20 protein-coding genes and 2 pseudogenes are annotated in these 17,935 nt (G+C 33.1%); 15 read left to right on the top strand and 7 right to left on the bottom strand.

What is annotated here, in order from left to right; genetic code table 11:
* Positions 1–29: 29 nt before the first annotated feature.
* The 3 genes from BAU27_RS16210 to BAU27_RS16220 all read left to right on the top strand — a co-directional run bounded on the left by BAU27_RS16210 (position 30) and on the right by BAU27_RS16220 (position 2,481).
* On the top strand, positions 30–179 hold the full coding sequence (locus BAU27_RS16210; RefSeq protein WP_000424364.1) for an aspartyl-phosphate phosphatase Spo0E family protein: 150 nt from the start codon (positions 30–32) through the stop codon (positions 177–179).
* 112 nt (positions 180–291) lie between these two features.
* Positions 292–1,020 (top strand): alpha/beta fold hydrolase, encoded by a 729-nt coding sequence (locus tag BAU27_RS16215; protein ID WP_071745591.1) that lies wholly within the window; start codon positions 292–294, stop codon positions 1,018–1,020.
* Positions 1,021–1,080: 60 nt separating this feature from the next.
* Positions 1,081–2,481 (top strand): protoporphyrinogen oxidase, encoded by a 1,401-nt coding sequence (locus BAU27_RS16220; protein WP_071771454.1) that lies wholly within the window; start codon positions 1,081–1,083, stop codon positions 2,479–2,481.
* 65 nt (positions 2,482–2,546) lie between these two features.
* Here the strand turns inward: BAU27_RS16220 and BAU27_RS16225 are convergent, their stop codons facing one another.
* Positions 2,547–3,095, bottom strand: coding sequence for a hypothetical protein (locus tag BAU27_RS16225; RefSeq protein WP_071771455.1), 549 nt, complete (start codon positions 3,093–3,095; stop codon positions 2,547–2,549).
* 231 nt (positions 3,096–3,326) lie between these two features.
* Between BAU27_RS16225 and BAU27_RS16230 the strand changes: the two genes are divergently transcribed.
* Complete coding sequence (locus tag BAU27_RS16230; protein WP_071771456.1) at positions 3,327–3,878, top strand: GNAT family N-acetyltransferase; 552 nt, start codon at positions 3,327–3,329, stop codon at positions 3,876–3,878.
* Positions 3,879–3,919: 41 nt separating this feature from the next.
* Here BAU27_RS16230 and BAU27_RS16235 read toward each other — a convergent pair whose 3' ends face one another.
* Positions 3,920–4,105 carry a cold-shock protein gene (locus BAU27_RS16235; protein ID WP_000286203.1) on the bottom strand — a complete coding sequence of 62 codons (186 nt, stop codon included), beginning with the start codon at positions 4,103–4,105 and terminating at the stop codon, positions 3,920–3,922.
* An 86-nt stretch (positions 4,106–4,191) separates the two neighbouring features.
* Positions 4,192–4,395 carry a cold-shock protein CspD gene (cspD, locus tag BAU27_RS16240; protein ID WP_002012849.1) on the bottom strand — a complete coding sequence of 68 codons (204 nt, stop codon included), beginning with the start codon at positions 4,393–4,395 and terminating at the stop codon, positions 4,192–4,194.
* A 384-nt stretch (positions 4,396–4,779) separates the two neighbouring features.
* Here cspD and BAU27_RS16245 point away from each other — a divergent pair, with 384 nt between their 5' ends.
* Positions 4,780–5,676, top strand: a complete 897-nt coding sequence (locus BAU27_RS16245; RefSeq protein WP_071771457.1) for a CPBP family intramembrane glutamic endopeptidase — start codon at positions 4,780–4,782, stop codon at positions 5,674–5,676.
* Positions 5,676–6,335 (top strand): DEAD/DEAH box helicase family protein, encoded by a 660-nt coding sequence (locus BAU27_RS16250; RefSeq protein WP_139254659.1) that lies wholly within the window; start codon positions 5,676–5,678, stop codon positions 6,333–6,335. The genes BAU27_RS16245 and BAU27_RS16250 overlap by 1 nt, the downstream gene beginning before the upstream one ends.
* Before the next feature lie 35 nt (positions 6,336–6,370).
* On the opposite strand, the pseudogene BAU27_RS32925 reads toward BAU27_RS16250, so the two are convergent.
* Positions 6,371–6,577 (bottom strand): annotated as a pseudogene (locus BAU27_RS32925) (hypothetical protein); the annotation flags it as partial.
* 358 nt (positions 6,578–6,935) lie between these two features.
* On the opposite strand from BAU27_RS32925, the gene BAU27_RS16260 reads away from it, so the two are divergent.
* The 4 genes from BAU27_RS16260 (at position 6,936) to BAU27_RS16275 (ending at position 10,260) form a co-directional block, all read left to right on the top strand.
* Positions 6,936–7,676 (top strand): Cof-type HAD-IIB family hydrolase, encoded by a 741-nt coding sequence (locus BAU27_RS16260; RefSeq protein WP_071771458.1) that lies wholly within the window; start codon positions 6,936–6,938, stop codon positions 7,674–7,676.
* 102 nt (positions 7,677–7,778) lie between these two features.
* Entirely contained in the window at positions 7,779–8,384 is a 606-nt protein-coding gene (locus BAU27_RS16265; protein ID WP_071771459.1) for a PRK06770 family protein, read from the top strand.
* Between the two features lie 122 nt (positions 8,385–8,506).
* Positions 8,507–8,923 carry a MarR family winged helix-turn-helix transcriptional regulator gene (locus BAU27_RS16270; RefSeq protein WP_071745598.1) on the top strand — a complete coding sequence of 139 codons (417 nt, stop codon included), beginning with the start codon at positions 8,507–8,509 and terminating at the stop codon, positions 8,921–8,923.
* Positions 8,924–9,063: 140 nt separating this feature from the next.
* On the top strand, positions 9,064–10,260 hold the full coding sequence (locus BAU27_RS16275; RefSeq protein WP_071771460.1) for an MFS transporter: 1,197 nt from the start codon (positions 9,064–9,066) through the stop codon (positions 10,258–10,260).
* A gap of 17 nt (positions 10,261–10,277) precedes the next feature.
* Here BAU27_RS16275 and BAU27_RS16280 read toward each other — a convergent pair whose 3' ends face one another.
* On the bottom strand, positions 10,278–11,150 hold the full coding sequence (locus BAU27_RS16280; RefSeq protein ID WP_071745600.1) for a LysR family transcriptional regulator: 873 nt from the start codon (positions 11,148–11,150) through the stop codon (positions 10,278–10,280).
* A 129-nt stretch (positions 11,151–11,279) separates the two neighbouring features.
* Here BAU27_RS16280 and BAU27_RS16285 point away from each other — a divergent pair.
* A pseudogene (locus tag BAU27_RS16285) lies at positions 11,280–12,322 on the top strand (aspartate-semialdehyde dehydrogenase).
* Between the two features lie 112 nt (positions 12,323–12,434).
* On the opposite strand, the gene BAU27_RS16290 reads toward BAU27_RS16285, so the two are convergent.
* The gene (locus BAU27_RS16290; RefSeq protein ID WP_071771461.1) at positions 12,435–12,866 is read right to left on the bottom strand and encodes a hypothetical protein; all 432 of its coding nucleotides are present in this window, start codon (positions 12,864–12,866) and stop codon (positions 12,435–12,437) included.
* Positions 12,867–13,258: 392 nt separating this feature from the next.
* On the opposite strand from BAU27_RS16290, the gene BAU27_RS16295 reads away from it, so the two are divergent.
* The 4 genes from BAU27_RS16295 (at position 13,259) to BAU27_RS16315 (ending at position 16,612) form a co-directional block, all read left to right on the top strand.
* Positions 13,259–14,383, top strand: a complete 1,125-nt coding sequence (locus BAU27_RS16295; protein WP_071771462.1) for a C45 family autoproteolytic acyltransferase/hydrolase — start codon at positions 13,259–13,261, stop codon at positions 14,381–14,383.
* Positions 14,384–14,436: 53 nt separating this feature from the next.
* Entirely contained in the window at positions 14,437–14,700 is a 264-nt protein-coding gene (locus BAU27_RS16300) for a hypothetical protein (protein WP_071745604.1), read from the top strand.
* A 201-nt stretch (positions 14,701–14,901) separates the two neighbouring features.
* On the top strand, positions 14,902–15,216 hold the full coding sequence (locus BAU27_RS16305; RefSeq protein WP_071745605.1) for a hypothetical protein: 315 nt from the start codon (positions 14,902–14,904) through the stop codon (positions 15,214–15,216).
* Between the two features lie 1,144 nt (positions 15,217–16,360).
* On the top strand, positions 16,361–16,612 hold the full coding sequence (locus BAU27_RS16315; protein WP_002136277.1) for a DUF3947 family protein: 252 nt from the start codon (positions 16,361–16,363) through the stop codon (positions 16,610–16,612).
* Positions 16,613–16,974: 362 nt separating this feature from the next.
* Here BAU27_RS16315 and BAU27_RS16320 read toward each other — a convergent pair.
* Positions 16,975–17,935 (bottom strand): YVTN family beta-propeller repeat protein (locus tag BAU27_RS16320; RefSeq protein WP_175546547.1); only part of this gene is annotated, 961 nt, incomplete at its 5' end.

Raw genomic sequence — 17,935 nt, forward strand, 5'->3', positions numbered from 1 at the left:
ATTTTGAAATTGGAGCGAATAAAGACGACATGGAATTAGTAAAGTTAGAAAAAGTAATTGAATTGAAAAAAGAAGAATTATTGAATCTAGTCTCAAATTATGGACTTCAACATGAAAAAGTAATAGAGCTCAGCCAAGAAATTGACAAATTAATAAACTGGTTTATGTTTTTAAAATAGAAAGAACTATGACGTGGTTTGAATATGTTATAGTTCTTTGTTATTTAGTAATAGAAATGTACTCGATATACAATCAATAAACAGAATATTCATTATAATAGGAGGGGAATAAATGATTTTACATACGCACATCTCAGGCGAAGGGGAACCAATCGTGCTTTTACATTCTGGTGGAATGACAGGTTTAGTAGAGTTTGAAGAGCAGGTAGAATTTTTTATAGAAAAGCATTTTAAAGTAATTCGTCCTGATTTAAGAGGACATGGCGAATCAGGAGGTACATTAGATAATTATTTTCTTTGCTCTGCTGATGATATAAATGATACGCTAGAACATTTGCGAATTAATAGTTGTCATATAGCGGGTGTTTCACTAGGGGGATTAGCCGCTTTATTATTTGCAAAAAAATATCCAGATAAAGTGAGGACATTAACTTTTTCAGGTATCTTTCCTGTTGAGCGAGATAATTGGGAAGAATCTCAGGAATATGAAGCGAAGTGTCATCAACAGTTGATGGAAAATGAAGAAGTTGTAACTTATATGAATCAAATTCATGTAAAAAGTGATTGGAAAGGATTGCTTGAATCGTGGCAAGTTAAGGATTGGTACCCATTTCATGAAACGGGTGATGTAGCTAATCTTCAAATACCTACACTGTGTATTGTCGGGGGAGATTCAGAAGATGAAGTTACAGCCGCTACAACTTTTAAACAATTAAACAATAATATACATATTGCCGTTATTCCGTTTGCAAATCATTTAGTGCATAATGATCAACCAAAAATATATTCATATATATTGTCTAATTTCTTACAGAATGCGCAAGCCGCTAGTCGAATATGAGGGATTTTGGGTATAATAAAATAGGATTTATTAATTGTATCGGTTAGGAGCGCAGCAAATATGAAAACAGTCGTTGTCATCGGTGGAGGTATTACTGGACTTTCTACTATGTTTTATTTAGAAAAATTAACGAAGGATTATAATATAGATTTGAATTTAATCCTTATTGAGAAAGAAGAGTATTTAGGTGGTAAAATCCACAGTGTGGAAAAAAATGATTTTATTATGGAATCTGGAGCAGATTCTATCGTTGCTCGTAATGAACATGTTTTGCCGCTTGTAAAAGATTTGAGTTTAGAAAATGAAATGGTGTATAACGAAACAGGTATTTCTTACATATACTCTGATAACATATTACATCCAATTCCTGCTGACACTATATTTGGGATTCCTATGAGTGTTGAATCATTATTTAGCAGTACACTAGTCTCAAAAAAAGGGAAAATCGTTGCTTTAAAAGATTTTATTACGAAAAATAAAGAGTTTACAAAGGATACATCACTTGCTGTATTTTTAGAAAGCTTTTTAGGGAAAGAGTTAGTGGAAAGACAAATTGCGCCTGTACTTTCAGGTGTATATTCTGGCAAATTGAATGAGCTTACTATGGCATCTACATTACCGTATTTAGTGGATTATAAAAATAAATATGGAAGTATTATTAAAGGTTTTGAGGAGAATAAAAAACAATTTCAATCAGCAGGAAATAAAAAATTTGTATCATTTAAAAGTGGACTATCTACGATTATTAATCGCTTAGAAGAAGTGCTGACTGAGACTGTCATTAAAAAAGGTGTTGTAACGACTGCTGTAAGTAAAAAAGGTGATCAATATGAGATTTCTTTTGCAAATCATGAGACAATACAAGCTGATTCTGTCGTTTTAGCGGCCCCGCATGATATCGCACAAACTTTATTGCGGTCTAATGAATTAAACGAGAATTTTAATAAATTTAAAAATTCATCGCTTATAAGTATTTACTTAGGTTTTGACATACTAGATGAACAACTACCGGCTGACGGAACAGGTTTTATCGTAACGGAAAACAGTGATTTACATTGTGATGCTTGCACATGGACAAGCAGGAAGTGGAAACATACATCGGGTAAACAAAAGCTATTAGTAAGAATGTTTTATAAGAGCACTAATCCAGTATATGAAACGATCAAAAGTTATAGTGAAGAGGAATTGGTACGAGTAGCTTTATATGATATTGAAAAAAGCCTTGGAATTCAAGGTGAACCAGAAGTAATTGAAGTTACAAATTGGAAAGATTTAATGCCGAAATATCATTTGGAACATAATCAAGCGGTGCAATCATTAAATGAAAAATTAACGGCTCTTTATCCAAATGTATACTTAGCTGGAGCTTCATATTACGGTGTCGGAATTGGTGCTTGTATTGGAAACGGAAAGAATACTGCCAATGAAATAATTGCGACATTGAATGAACAATCAAAATAATAATATTGAATACATATGTAAATAAAATGTCCCTCCAACATAATGGAGGGACATTTTATTTGTAGTTACTTCACATTAATTGAAATCTTTTTATAATTAGCTTTATTATTTTTAATAGTTAATGTTATTTCTCCAGATTCTTTAAAGGAGTACGGTGAGAGTTGATAAAGTTCTTTAATATCATGTTCTTCTTGTAATTTATTTGTAGCTATTATTGTTATATTAGGTTTCCATGTTTCCTGTTTTCCTGAAGGGTAGGCTACTACTATTTCTGGATTACTTAATTGTATTGTTTCCCAAGAGGCAAAATACAGTTCAACTTCTGCATCTTTTTTTAGTAATTCTTCTGAGAAATAACCAAATTCACCAACATTACCGAAAACAGTAAAATTTTGATTTTGCAATTCAATATCTAAATATCTAGGTTGATATGTTGCTGCGTGATAAATTCCGTATGAAAGAGAGAGTGTGGCAGCGGTTAATATACCAACTGAAAACGTCTTAAAGCTATTTCCTTTAAAACTAGTCATCATGAATGAGTTTGGTGTAAATTTTTTTGCGAATAAAAAAATGAGTAAAATGAGCAAGAGGGATAGACCAATGAAAATATACATAAAGTTTAAGTACCTCCGTAGGAAGTATTTACTGTTTTTCTATATTTTAACATGATACGGTATAAATTAGGGTTGGTTTTTAGAGGGTAAATTAATAAATACAACGAAGTTATATATTATTAAGAGGATAAGCATCGCTAGAAATATTTGATTTGTGGGACATTGAGGACTTTCCTAATTATAAATACTTTTTCTGCTATAATAAATGAGTAGAGAGAAAGGAGTGATCCTATGGCATTTCCTATGTTAGAAACAGAACGCTTGCGCTTAGTTGAAATAGAACAATCTTATTGTCAAAAAATATATGAAATATTCTCATTAGATGAGGTAACGTGTTATTACGGTATGAATTCTTTTACTGAGTTTGGACAAGCTTCACGTATGATTGAATCTTTTTCGAAAAATTACTTTGAGAAAAAGGCGATACGTTGGGGGATTGTATTAAAAGAAACAAATACTTTAGTAGGAACAATTGGATTAAATAATTTACAACTTTGGAGTAAACGATCTGAGATTGGATATGATTTACATCCTCGTTATTGGGGGAATGGTTATGCTTCAGAAGCTGCTCGAGAAATTATTACTTATGGATTTCGAGATTTAGGTTTATTTAGAATTGGAGCTATTACATATCCTGAAAATATAACTTCGTGTAATATGTTATCTAAATTAGGTTTTCAAAAGGAAGGACTGTTACGCGGATACATTCATCAAGGAAATAAACAACACGATGCATTAATGTATTCTGTTGTGCGAACAGATGTAGAGGATAATCATTATTAATAAAAAGCCCCTCTTAATAAAATAAGAGGGGCTTGTAAAAATTAACCTAACTTAGGTAATAAACGTTCTCCACTTTTCATGCTACTTTTACATAAAGGGCATTTAGGCTCTTCTTCAAATGAAAAGTTCTTTCTCATCCATCCTAAACAATCCTCTGATTCACATTCCCAAACAGGTGTTTGTTCTGGTGGTACTTCTGCTACATCGTTCTTTCGATTGCGATACATGTAACCACTCCTTTTATGTAAAAATTTTTAGTTATATATTAAAAAGGTTGTTAACCGAGCTGGTAACAACCTTTTTATTGTTTGAATTATAGCTTTACAACGTTTTTAGCTTGAGGTCCACGGTTACCGTCTTCAACTTCGAAGCTAACTTCTTGACCTTCGTCAAGAGATTTGAAGCCGTCGCCAGTGATAGCTGAGAAGTGAACGAATACGTCGCTACCGTCTGCAACTTCGATGAAACCGAAACCTTTTTCGCTGTTAAACCATTTTACTTTACCTGTTAATGTCATGGTAATGCCTCCTAAAATTTAAAAAGATTACAATATGATCGGCCTTATTTGAATGAAAATAAAAGTTCACATATTATCAAAAACCCATAAGGAGTACGAAATGGTCCTGATTGATACTTGATAATATGCAAAGAAAATATATTGTTAAATTGACCTTAATTACTATCTTACAACAAATGGTGTGAAATAGCAAGTGCTGGTAATGCCAGTAAATTATTTGGGTGATAATGGTAAAAAGCACAAAGGCATCTCTTTTATTTATATATTATTCCTAATCTGAATTTATTCCAAACAGAAATCATTTATATTAAAAAGTATGTTTAAGGGAAACGATATATATATTTTAAGAATACAGATGATCACAATAATAAGGAGGATAGAATATTGCTAAATAAAAAATTTAAAATAATTGAAGCAGCAAAAGAAGGGAGAAGAAAAGTTCATCCTGTTTTCGCTGTTATACTTGCTATTATATTCTTGACTTTAGGTGAATTATTTATGTTATTTATGCTGTTTTTACCGAAAACAGAAATAAACTTTATGAAGGCAATTTATAGCAATATTGAGATGATATTAACGTTTGGCGGGGCTATATTTTTTGTGTTTTTATGGATTAAATTTGTAGAGAAAAGGTCATTTTCATCTATTGGTTTTTGGAAAGAGGAATGGATGAGAAAGTATTTGAGGGGTGCATTAATAGGGTTTATTTTCATTTCGATACCAGTAATTTTACTCGTATTAACAGGAAATGTAAAACTACAAATGCAAGAAATTACGATGACAGCTATATTTAGTATTGTAGGGTCTTTAGTTGCATTTTTAATACAAGGGGCAACTGAAGAAATTGTTGTACGAGGTTGGTTATTCCCAGTTCTCTCTGTTAGAAGCCGTATATGGATTGGGATTGTTGTGACTTCTTTTTTATTTGGTTTTCTTCATTTACTTAATCCAGGTATTACAATTCTTTCGATATCGAATATAATATTAGTTGGTGTATTTGCAGTTTTTTACGTATTAAAAGACAGTAGTCTTTGGGGGATATGCGCGTGGCATTCTATTTGGAATTGGGCGCAATATAACATCTATGGTTTTGCAGTTAGTGGTATGACGTTATATTCAACACCACTATTTAAACCTGTAACAAATGGATCAGAAGTGCTCCATGGAGGCTCATTTGGTATTGAAGGTAGTATCATTACAACAATAATGCTTTCAATTGCTTCAATCGTTTTATGGAAACAGTTGTGGGGGCGAAAGTCGAAACAAAGAGATATTAGCTAATGAAAGAGGGAGAAAATATGGGGATTATAGCGTTTGAGGGAGCGAGCGCAGTTGGTAAGAGTACAACATGTCGAGAATTAGAAAGAAATTACGGTGCATTTATTATTCCAGAAGTTAACGATTTATTTGAAAGACCTAGAAATGAACATAGAACATGGTATTTTGAAAAACAAGTGGAGCGCTGGAATATGGCAGTGCAGAAATCACAGCAATATGAAATTGTAATACTTGATGGTGATATTTATCAGCCACTTAGTTATAATTGGTGTTTTCATTTTGATATATTTAATCAGCCATTATCTTTAATAGAAAACTTTTATAAAGAAAAGATGATAAATATGGAAATTGGTTTTCCGGATCAATATTTTTATTTGTACACGAATGATGAAGAACTTCGAAAAAGGAAAGAATCTGATGAGACGAAAAGAAGAAGAAACTTTGAAAAGCATTTACATATATCAAAATCGTTTCAGCGTTATTATGAAAATTTAAATACCATAACGGACGGATACTGTAAATTGATTGAAGCGAAAAGTGTAAAGTCGAATGAATTAGAAATTGTGAAAAGTTTAAATAGTTTAAATGTGTGTGAAGAGAGACGTTTTGATGTTTCGAGGTTAGATGCTATTACGAAGTGGTTAAAAGAGAATCGTGCATAAAAAACAACGAGTACCTTATAAGGTACTCGTTGTTTTTATACATATTGAATATGTGAGTTCGTATTATATATTATTTTTAATATTTGTAAGTTTGCTGTTTCATTTTTCTTAAGAGCATTTGTATATTTAGGAAGAAAGAGTTGAGAAGGATAAACTGTTCGTTCATCACAAACATCGATACTATAAACAGAATTATTCATGGTGAGAGAATGAATACATTTTAAGGGTGTAGATAGTTTCATCAAAGTTTGAAGATGCTAAACCATCATACAATAAACTCATATTTATGCAGCTACTATAAATATTAGGCTAGCATATATTTTTATAAATTTAAAACGAAATACTTAGAGTGGAGTTAGCATTTGAAAAAGACTGTGCTTTTTAACGGAATAATCTTTCAATTTATAAAGAAAAGAAATACAATATAAGGAAATGCATATATGATTCAGGGAATAGAAAATATGTAATAAATGAAAATGAGACTTGAAATTGAATTGAGACAAAAAGTAGGTAGAGATTAACTACCAGCAAAAGCTCAGTCGATTCAACAAATAATCAATGTTTCGAGTTATTATTTGTGAAAGGAGAATAAATGTAAGCATGAAAAAGATTATTATTTCAGATCTTGATGGGACTTTATTAAGAAGTGATAAAACAATTTCAGAGAAATCTATTAATATTTTGAGGGAATGTAAAAATAATGGAGACGAATTGATTTTTGCTACTGCAAGGCCTCCAAGGGCTATAAAACAGTATATTCCCAACGTGTTAAAAAGTGAGATTATCATTTGTTATAACGGAGCTTTAGTTCTTAAAGGTAATGATATTTTAGAAATCATAGAAATAGCAAAAAAGTATAATCTTCATCAGATTTGTCTTGAAATAAATGATAAGCTGTACTCAAATTTTGATGTTACTGATTATTTTGGTGATGTACCGTGTGAAGTCATGGATATAAGAAAGTTAAACTTTGAAAAAGCTTCTAAATTAATCGTTTGTACTAATGGCTCAATAAATAAGGAGTTCACTAAGGAATTGCCTGATGAGTGTAAAGCAGTCATTACAGATAACGGAACATTGTGTCAAATTATGCATACGGATGTTTCAAAATGGAATAGCATTCAGCATGTTCTACAGCACTTAAATCGAGACGTATCAGAAGTAATTGCATTTGGAGATGACTACAATGATATGGAAATGATAGAGAAGTGTGGGATTGGCGTAGCGATGAGCAATGCTGTTGAAGAATTAAAATCTGTCGCTAAATTTATTGCCAAAAGTAATGATGAGGATGGAGTTGCTACATTTCTGGAAAGTAATAGTTATAGTTATGTTAATTAGTATGGAAAAATGAATCGCAGCAAGCTGCGAAAAAAGAGATGCTACATTTGTTTTTGATAGATAGAAATTATGAAAAGGACTATGTGGGAGGAAATAGGCGAGATGAAAACACTATTTAAAGTATTAGGGATTATCGCGGGGATGGTAGTAATCGGGGTAGGTGTAACATATGGTATGCTGTATTATCTGAATAATAGTAAACCAGCTGCGAAAAAGGCATCACCAGCCGCTCCGGCAGTAGAAGTGCTAGCTGATAGTAATGTAAAAGCTGAAGATGCAAAGCTTTTGGAAAATGGCAATCATTCATTACCGAATAGCGGTTTTAATAAAAATTTTAAGTGGACAGATGAGAACATACAGACAGCATTACATGAAATGGCACATCAAAAAACAAAAGCTGATCAAAAATGGGGCTATATTTTTATTACACAAGAACGTATTGAAAGTTTACTTGAAATTATAAATAGTAATGATGTTGCACAAAAAAGTACATATGTGGATATTTTAGAACGATGGAAACAAGGAAAATATGAAAAGGTTGATGTGGACCACAACAAGATTTGGAAATTACAAAGTGGGAATTTAGGAGAAGGGAAAGGAGTAATGTCAGAAAAGGAACAAAAAGAATTAATTAATCAAGTTTTTATACAAAAAGGTACATATTCAGGTAGTAAATTAATTGCAGGTGAGGTACAAGCTAATAAATAATATACATATTGATTTTGAAACACCTTTGTTGGTATAAATGCAAAGGTGTTTTTTATTGACACAAGAAATAAATGGGAATATGATTCATATATGAAATAAATTAGAGGGGCTTAAATATACATATGAATAACAGAGAGCTTTACGGAAATATTCGTGATGTTTATCATTTACTCCAAAGAAATTTAGATAAAGCAATTGAACAATATGATATAAGCTATGTTCAATTCGGAGTAATTCAAGTACTCGCAAAATCTGGGAAAGTATCCATGTCAAAATTAATTGAAAACATGGGATGTGTTCCAAGTAATATGACAACAATGATTCAACGGATGAAGCGTGATGGTTACGTTATGACAGAGAAGAACCCCAATGACCAACGTGAAACGCTCGTTTATTTAACTAAAAAAGGTGAAGAAGCAAAAAAGCAAGTAGATGTGCAATATAGTGATTTTTTAAAAGAGAACTGTGGTTGTTTTACGAAAGAAGAAGAAGAGCATTTAGACGCTTTATTATTAAAGTGGAAGAGGCATTTGAGTTAAATATAATAAAAATGTAACGCTTTGTTACATTTTTATTTATATAAATACTTCATATATGAAGTAAAAACTAGTGCAATAAAAAAAGAAGGGGGATAATTATAAAGAGTTATTTCATATATGAAATAAAAGGGGAGTTTTATATGGAGGTAAAGTCGATGATACGTATTTTGGCAATTGTAGCTTTTTTTGTTGGGCTAGATTCATTACTTGTGGCCCCTTTATTACCAGCTATTACAGAAACAATCAGTATGCCTGATGGGAGTGGAGGACTTTTAATTACTATTTATGCACTTTGTTATGGAATAACTGCACCTTTATTCGGACCAATGTCTGATAGAGTTGGAAGGAAACGTATGATCATAATGGGGTTTGTTATTTTCTCCATTTCTACATTTTGTACCGGAATAGCTAGGAATTTTGAAATGCTTTTATTATTTCGTGGTCTAACAGGTTTATCCGGTGCAATGATCATGCCAAGTATATTTGCATTAGTAGGAGATAAAGTTACATATGAGTCAAGGGGAAAAGCAATGGGAACGATTATGGGAGCAATGGTAGGTTCGACAGTCATCGGAGTACCTATAGGAGCATTTTTATCTGAAGTAGGAAATTGGCAGTGGACATTTTATAGTATAGGACTATTAACTTTATTTATTACATTACTAGTTAATCAGCTATTAGAAAATGAAAAACCGAGAGATGAGGTGCGTGTTTCTATAACGAAGACGTTGATTGCATCGTTAAAAATGGTTTTAGTAAATGTATCAGTTTTATTTGCATTATTAGCAACTTTCCTATGGACAATTGGATTACACGGAATGTTTTCATACATAGGTGTTTATTATGGAAATAACTTTGGACTTTCTGTTGGCGAGATAGGTATTGTCATCTTTCTGGCGGGAATTGGTAGTGTGGCTGGAAATATTTTTGGTGGAAAGTTAGCTGATAAAGTAGGAAAGAGGAATGTTGTTTCCATTGCCAGTATTGTAGCCTCAATTAGTGTAATGATATTCTCGCTTTCTATAGAAAATCTAGCAATTGCAATTACTGTACATATAATTTGGAGTTTATTTATTGGATTTGGCCAAGCATCATTAACGGCTTTAATTTCAGAATTAAAACCAGCTGTGCGAGGGACTGTGATGGCATTAAATAGTTCTGCCATGTATATTGGGATGACTATTGCTTCTGGAGCAGCTTCACTTGCAGTAAGTAATGGATTGCCGTTTTCTTCTTTAGGAATTATGTGTGCAATTGCTAGTTTACTAGTTCTTCCAATCGTATATGCTTTAGTTAAAGAAAAGAAAACGTCTAATAAAAAGAAAATGACTATATAAGTTAAATACTATCTCTATTATATTTTTGTCTTTTTTAATAGTGTAAGAAACGATTGTAAAACGGGTGATATCCATCTAGATTTATGATAGATTACATGGCTTTGAATGACTGTTGGAGTTTCGATGGGCTGAAAACAGAGTTGCTCTTTTTGACAACTTTCCTGTACAACGATGTAAGGGAGAATGGAAATTCCTAACTCACACATCACAGATTGTTTAATGACTTCAACATTGGAAGTTTCGAATGTTTTAGCGGGAATATTCCCACTTTGACGTAAAAAACGATCTACCATTGGTCTATAGCCGCAGCTTTGTTCAGTAAATATAAATTGAGTATTTTGTAATAAAAAGAGTGGATCAGTGTTTGAAGGGAAATGAGCAGGGAAAATCCATCCAAATGTTTCATTACATAAATTACACGTAATAAAATCATTATGCTCTATACTTTCTCCAATTATGAAGATAACATCGGTTTCTCCTTCATGTAGTTTTTTCAATGCTTGCTCATTGGTATTTGTCTCAAGTACGATATTTACTTTCGGATTTTCCTGTTTGTAAGTACGTAATAATTGTGGTAACCGATACACTGCCAATGATTCATTAGATGTAATAGTCAATGTTCCTTCTAAATGGTCACTGTTTTGAGGGATTTCTTGCGCTTTATCATAAATAGTAAGTAATTCTAATGCGTACGGATGAAATTGATGACCTGCTTTTGTAAGAAGTATTTTTTTTCCTAATCGATCGAATAGAGGAATGTTTAAATCGCTCTCTAATGATTTAATATGAGCTGTCACAGTAGATTGCGCATAACCTAATGCATGAGCAGCTTTAGAAAAGTTGCCATATTTAACAATGGCACAAAATGTTTTAACATGTCTCATTTCCATAAGTGATACCCCTTTTATTATCATGATTTGTGAATGATTATATCATGTATTTCAATTTTTCAAATCATTAAATTTCTTTTAAAATTAAGTTGTGGAGAAATTTATTCAAGTGAAATTGGAGGAGAAAAAATGAGTGAAAAGAGCTACCATGTAGCTGTAGTTGGGGCTACAGGTGCAGTAGGACAAAAAATTATTGCATTGTTAGATAGAGAAACGAAATTTAATATAGAAGAAATTACATTACTCTCGTCAAAACGATCTGCTGGTAAGGCAGGAAAATTTAAAGGAAGGAGATTAAAATACAAGAGGCAAAATCAACTAGTTTTGAAGGTGTAGACATTGCATTTTTTAGTGCTGGAGGAGAAGTTTCTAGACAATATGTAAATCATGCAGTTTCTAGTGGTGCAATCGTAATTGACAACACAAGTGAATACAGAATGGCACACGATGTACCACTCGTCGTTCCAGAAGTAAATGCGCATACTTTAAGGAAACATAAAGGGATCATTGCAGTTCCGAATTGCTCAGCACTACAGATGGTAACAGCACTTCAGCCAATTCGAAAATCATTTGGTTTAGAACGAATTATTGTTTCAACGTATCAAGCCGTATCAGGTTCAGGAATTCATGCGATTCATGAATTAAAAGAACAGGCTAAGTCAATGCTTACAGGTGAAGAAGTGAAGAGTACTATATTACCAGCGAAAAAAGATAAAAAACATTATCCAATTGCATTTAATGTATTGCCGCAAGTGGATATATTTACAGACAACGATTTCACATTCGAAGAAGTAAAGATGATTCAAGAGACGAAGAAAATTTTAGAAGATCCAAATCTGAAAATGGCAGCTACTTGCGTTAGAGTTCCAGTTGTATCGGGGCATTCTGAATCGGTTTATATTGAACTTGAAAAAGAAGCTACCGTTGCAGAAATTAAAGAAGTACTACTGAATGCACCAGGTGTTATTTTACAAGATAATCCTAGTGAACAAATTTATCCAACGCCACTATATGCAGAGGGTAAAAGAGATACATTTGTAGGTAGAATACGCAAAGATCCGGATATGCCAAAAGGATTCCATCTTTGGATTGTTTCTGATAATTTATTAAAAGGTGCGGCTTGGAACTCAGTTCAAATTGCAGAGACATTGGTGGAAAAGGGGATTATTTAGTATAAATTTATATAAACATTGAAAATAGGAGAATATATGGGAAACCGTTAATTATAATGGTTTCCCATTTTTTACTTAATGAGTATTCTCCTATCTTCAATTTGAATTTAATTTAATCTAAGTTAGTTTTTATAGTGTTTTTATAGATATCAATTTTATTTGCAGAGAATTTTAAAAATCTAGGCTCTCCATTAATTGTGAGATAAATATTAATTGAGATTGGCATCTCAACCTTTTTTACTACATCTTCTATAGCAATATACTCATTTTCTTTTTTGTTATAAAAAACAACGGAACTAATTAAGACCGCGTTATTTTCAATATCAATACTACACATCATAGGGAATTTCTCATCATTATGTATTATTAATTCGCCCAGTACTATTGAACCGTTTAATTCTTCTGTGAAATTTATAGTTTCAACTGGTTTTACCCACGTTTCATCGCACTCTTCGTATTCCTCTTCATCTATTGCCCATTCCCATATTGGGTTTTGTTTTAAGTCTTCAATGGTTAATTCGTCAACGGGTTTGCTTTTACTCATAAGTACTTTCCTCTCTTAACATAATAAATGGATGATTAAAAAATATTCTTTCATTAACTGAACAATATGGCCATTTGCATCCGTTTGAAATACAAGTTTTCGCATTTTCATAATCAGTTGAACGCCAATAAACAGGTTCAATGTAGAGTTTATTCCATTTGATATTATTTTAACTAGTTCCGAAATACTGTACTCATCCTAATAATTTTCCGACCGTTTGTTCTTATAGTAATTTTAACAATGTTTTGAGTAGGTATCAAATAGTTATTAACTGACCTGATTGAAAAGAAAAAAGGATTGTTAATGTAAGTGGAAAAGAGCGGAAAACATCAAGAATGAACAAAAGGATTTCGGTATGATATGGATATATACAATGTGAGGGGGAATTTAAGGTGTATCAAATAAAGGGGTATTTTTCGTCACTAAAAGGAAATTATTATGAAATTGGTAAGCGACAAGGAGAATTCGTAAAGAAACATCCGTATCTCATTCCACAATTTATACAGCAAGAAAATTTTATATCAGATAACCACTGGACAGAATCTAGAAATGTATTAAATCAATATTGTTCAGGAATTAATGAAGAAATTGAAGGGTTTTGCGAAGTGTTAAAAATTCCGTCTAGAAATATGATGTATTATTATCAAACGCTATTAAAGGCAGGTTGTAGTCATTGTGCAGTATTACCACAAAAGACGGATTCAGAGCATACGTATGTATTAAGAAATTATGATTTATCACCAAAAATAGATGATATGCGTTTTTGCTCGACGCATGTTGAAGGTGCGTATACACATAGTGGCTTTTCTACTCAATATTTTGGCCGAACAGAAGGAGTTAACGAGCATGGATTATCTGTTACATTTTCAGCATGTGGGCAACCAGTAGGGAATATTGAAGGTTTAAGAAAGCCAATGGTAAGTGGTTTACAATGTTTTGCGGTAATTCGAGTATTATTGGAGAAATGCAAAAATGTACAGGAGGCTAAGTCACTAATAGACGAAATGCCAATTGCAAGTAATATTAATATTATTGTAGCTGATCCTTTAAATGCAGCACATATTGAAATATTTGACGGGCATAAATCCATAACAACAATTGAAGATAATAATCATGCTTTTATTGTATCTACGAATCATGCGGTTAGTTCATCCATTAAAAAGTTAAATAATAGAAGGCTAGAACAGTCTACTAAGAGATATCAAATATTACAAGACTATTTAAATCAAGGTGAACAAATTAGCAAAGATTCTTTAAAAAGTTTGGTAGAATGTGAATATCCAAAAGGGCTAACAGTACATAATTATGAAGAGTGGTTCGGGACTTTGCATTCTGTAATATTTGATTTAAAGGATCGTACATTGAATATTTGCTTCGGGTCGCCACTTTTGAACGAGTGGTACTCATTGAAAGTTGGAGAGAGCCTTCCGTTTTCTGAGGTGAATGTGAACTTTAAAAATAGTAAATATACTGATTTTTGGAGAGAAGACAAAAATGAATGGATTCCTAAAGATTAAAAAGGAATAAAATGGTAAAATCAAGGGGTGGAAATAGATAGGAGGGATTGACTTTGCTACAAGTTATGTTAGCAATTGTTTTTATCTTTTTTTTAGTCGTTTCGATGTATATAACTTATCAAAAAAGAAAAAAAGCAGGGATAAAAGGATTAAAAAGTTCATTAACTTCTATTTGTTGCTTTTTAATTGCAATCTTAAATTTGTTTGCATATTGGCTTCATTTTGGCGGTATTTTTACTTGGCTAGTCTCAATAGTATTGTTGCTAGTGGGGGCGTATTTTACAAAATATATTCCAATCTCAAAAAAGGTGCACTAAAATTATATGAGTTTATATGTAATGTTTTATTTCAATGAGCTATAGATGCCTTTAAATCAATACTTTTGAGCATTTCGATATGTGTTTGCAAACATTTTGTAAATACATATCAAAATATACTCTTCGCGAATGTTTTCGCTGCATCTTCTTGCATATTGGGTAAGACATGAGGATATACTCTTAAAGTTAAAGAGATATCAAATGCCGATGACAGAATTCATGAAGTTTGTAAAGTGCGAGAACGAAGGTGTTTTTGACATCAAGCAGATGTACAGCGCGGAAAAAGCTTTCAAGAAAATGGAGAACCACCGAAATCTACATTTTGCTTACATGGGTATGCGAGTAAATGTAGCTGGCAAGTGGGGTACGATTGTTGGAAAATGGAAGACTAATTTTTTCGTTTTGTTCGATGGGGAAATAGAAGCGTACAACTGCCACCCTTATTGGGAAATTGCTTACTTCGATGAAGAGGGCAATGTGGTCCATAGCTGTCAAAAGGGAGAGTATGCGATATAAGTAAAAAAGGACGAGCAGTCGTACCTACTGTCCTTTATAGGAGAAAAATTATTCTGGACTAGAACTACGAATAACCAGAAAACGTGCTTTTAACCAGTGTTGTCAAAGATGTAATAATCTATGCAACAAAAAAGCTTAGTCGGAATTCAAAACACCAAAATGGTTTGCATTGGTAAACAGGCTCAAAAGTAGTATATGCAAAATGAAAAATTCCATACAAAAAGCAGACAACAATTTTGATTGTCTGCCAGTGAGTCGAATGAGTTAGCTAATTGTGATAAATTGCTTTCCCATTACAAGAAGAGTGAAGCTGCTAGTTCAAACAGCTTGTAGGTAGTCTTTTCGATATTTAAAAAAATATACAGAGAAAGCAGATAAGTGACGTATCTACCTGCTTCTGCTGTAAAAAAAGAAAGAAGTATTAGCCGTGGGTACGGCGGCTTGAGAATAGTATGTATTGGTTTTGAAAAAATATTCAAGGAGTGAAGGGAAATGGGATGGGTACGAAGCTATTCACTCGAACAGCTTCGTACCCGTCACAGTCGTTATCCTATTGTGACGGGTATCTGACTTATATTATTGAGGGAACGGGACGGAAGGATGCCACGGTATTGTTGCAGGAATCCAGACGGACCTGCGCGCTTACCCCAGCATTCGTGAGTTGCGTCACGGCATTCAAGATAGCAGATCTTCTGCCAGACTCGACGGCTACGTTATAGTTCACGACTAGGGGACGAACTGGGTCCTGATGGGGAAAGCGATTGAGAATTGCTTGATGATAGGTTGTTCTTAACGTGACGTTCGCTGTCAACGTGAATCCTTCTATAGTAATGCCAGTCAGCGTTGTCCCGTTAAATGAGGTGAGTTTGACTGTAAGCATGTAACGGTTTTGCATATTTATTTTTCCTTTATTATTAGACTCAATTTATTTTATGCTTGTCTAACAATTTAGTGTAGACACTTGCATCATAATAAGTTGAAAGATATATAAGATTATATTTTGATAAGGCGTGGGGATTAAAAGAAGGCAGTTGAACAAAAACGCTATTTGAATAAAAGCTAGTGGACTAGTTTTTAACACTCACTGAAATTAATACTCATAATATACTTTGTAATAACTTATATGGAAGGGAGTTGAATACTAATGTTTTATTCATATTTTGATACTCGAGATAGAATGCGTCCGTATGGTACGGCGGGTATTACGTATAGCGGAGCACAAAGTACAATTCAAGCTGTTCAACAAGCGTTACAAGCACAGCAGCAAATGCAACAAATACAGCAAGGCATACAACCGTACTATTCATCTATGGAGTATTATTATCCAATGCATCATATTACACCATACGGAATTTCTGTTTCAACAATTCCATATGGAACTGTATACAATTTATAAAAATATGCGGGGGAATAAATTTGAGTATTTATATAAGGGCGCAAGTACAGAGTGCCCTTATAAGAAATGATTCGTATCTGATGAATTAATATTCAATTAAATGTGTAATTAAGATTAATATAAAAATTTTATTTTTTATGTATTTGAAACACGAAAAGAGCACTTAATAAAGTGCTCTCATGACGAGATCATTCACTCAAAAGAAAGGAATACACCATATCATACGAAAATATTTTGAAATGCTCTTGGATAAATTAATTATTATTTGTAAAAAAAGCAGCTAGCAAAAGCTAACTGCTCGGATATGATTGGAATTAATGGAAGAACAGAGAAATATGATTAGTGTCTCTCTGTTCTTTATATTATTCGCAAATAAATCCAGTTGCTATACCAGTTGGAGCAACACCTACTGGGACCGTATCAATAACCGTATTTGTAGCAGTATTGATGACAGAAACAGTATTACTAGCTTGGTTTGTAACATAGGCGCGAGTGCCATCTGGTATGATAGTCACTTGGTCTGGTGATAGTGCAACCGGAATGGTATCGATGACGGTGTTTGTCAACGTACTTATTACAGATACATTATTACTTACTTTATTTACAACGTAAATACGAGCTCCGTCCGGTGTAATAGCTATACCAACAGGTTCGGTACCTACGCTAATGGTATCAATAACGGAATTGGTAGCGGTGTTAATAACAGAAACAGTATTGCTGTTTTGATTTGTGACATAAGCACGAGTCCCGTCTAGTGTGAAGACGATTATCCTTGGACGAATGCCGACAGGAATGGTAGCACTAACTGTATTGAGAGCAGTATTAATAACAGAAATTGTGTTACTTAATTCATTTGCAACATATGCAAAGGCCCCATTCGGAGAAACAGTGATCCCTTGTGGAGCGTTACCGACAGAAATAGTATCAACAACTGTATTTGTAGCAGCATTAATAACAGAAACAGTATTATTACCATGATTTCCAACATAAACAGTTGTGTTATTTGGCGAAACAGCTACACCGATTGGATTACTTCCAACAGGAATGGTAGCGATGACTGTATTTGTAGCAGTATCAATAACGGAAACGGTATTAGAGAAAATATTAGTAACATAAGCACGAGTCCCATTTGGCGAAACTGTTACTTCAAGAGGTGCATTATCTACAGTAATTGTAGCGACAACTGTATTTGTTCCGGTGTTAATTACAGATACTGTATCATCTGAAGGGTCATCAATGGCTCCTGCGTTGGTAGCATAAACAAGGAAATTACATCCAGGTCCCGTCGGCCCCGTCGGCCCAGTAGGTCCCGTCGGTCCAGTT

It is taken from the genome of Bacillus sp. NH11B (assembly GCF_001884205.1).
GTDB classification, from domain to species: Bacteria; Bacillota; Bacilli; order Bacillales; family Bacillaceae_G; genus Bacillus_A; species Bacillus_A proteolyticus.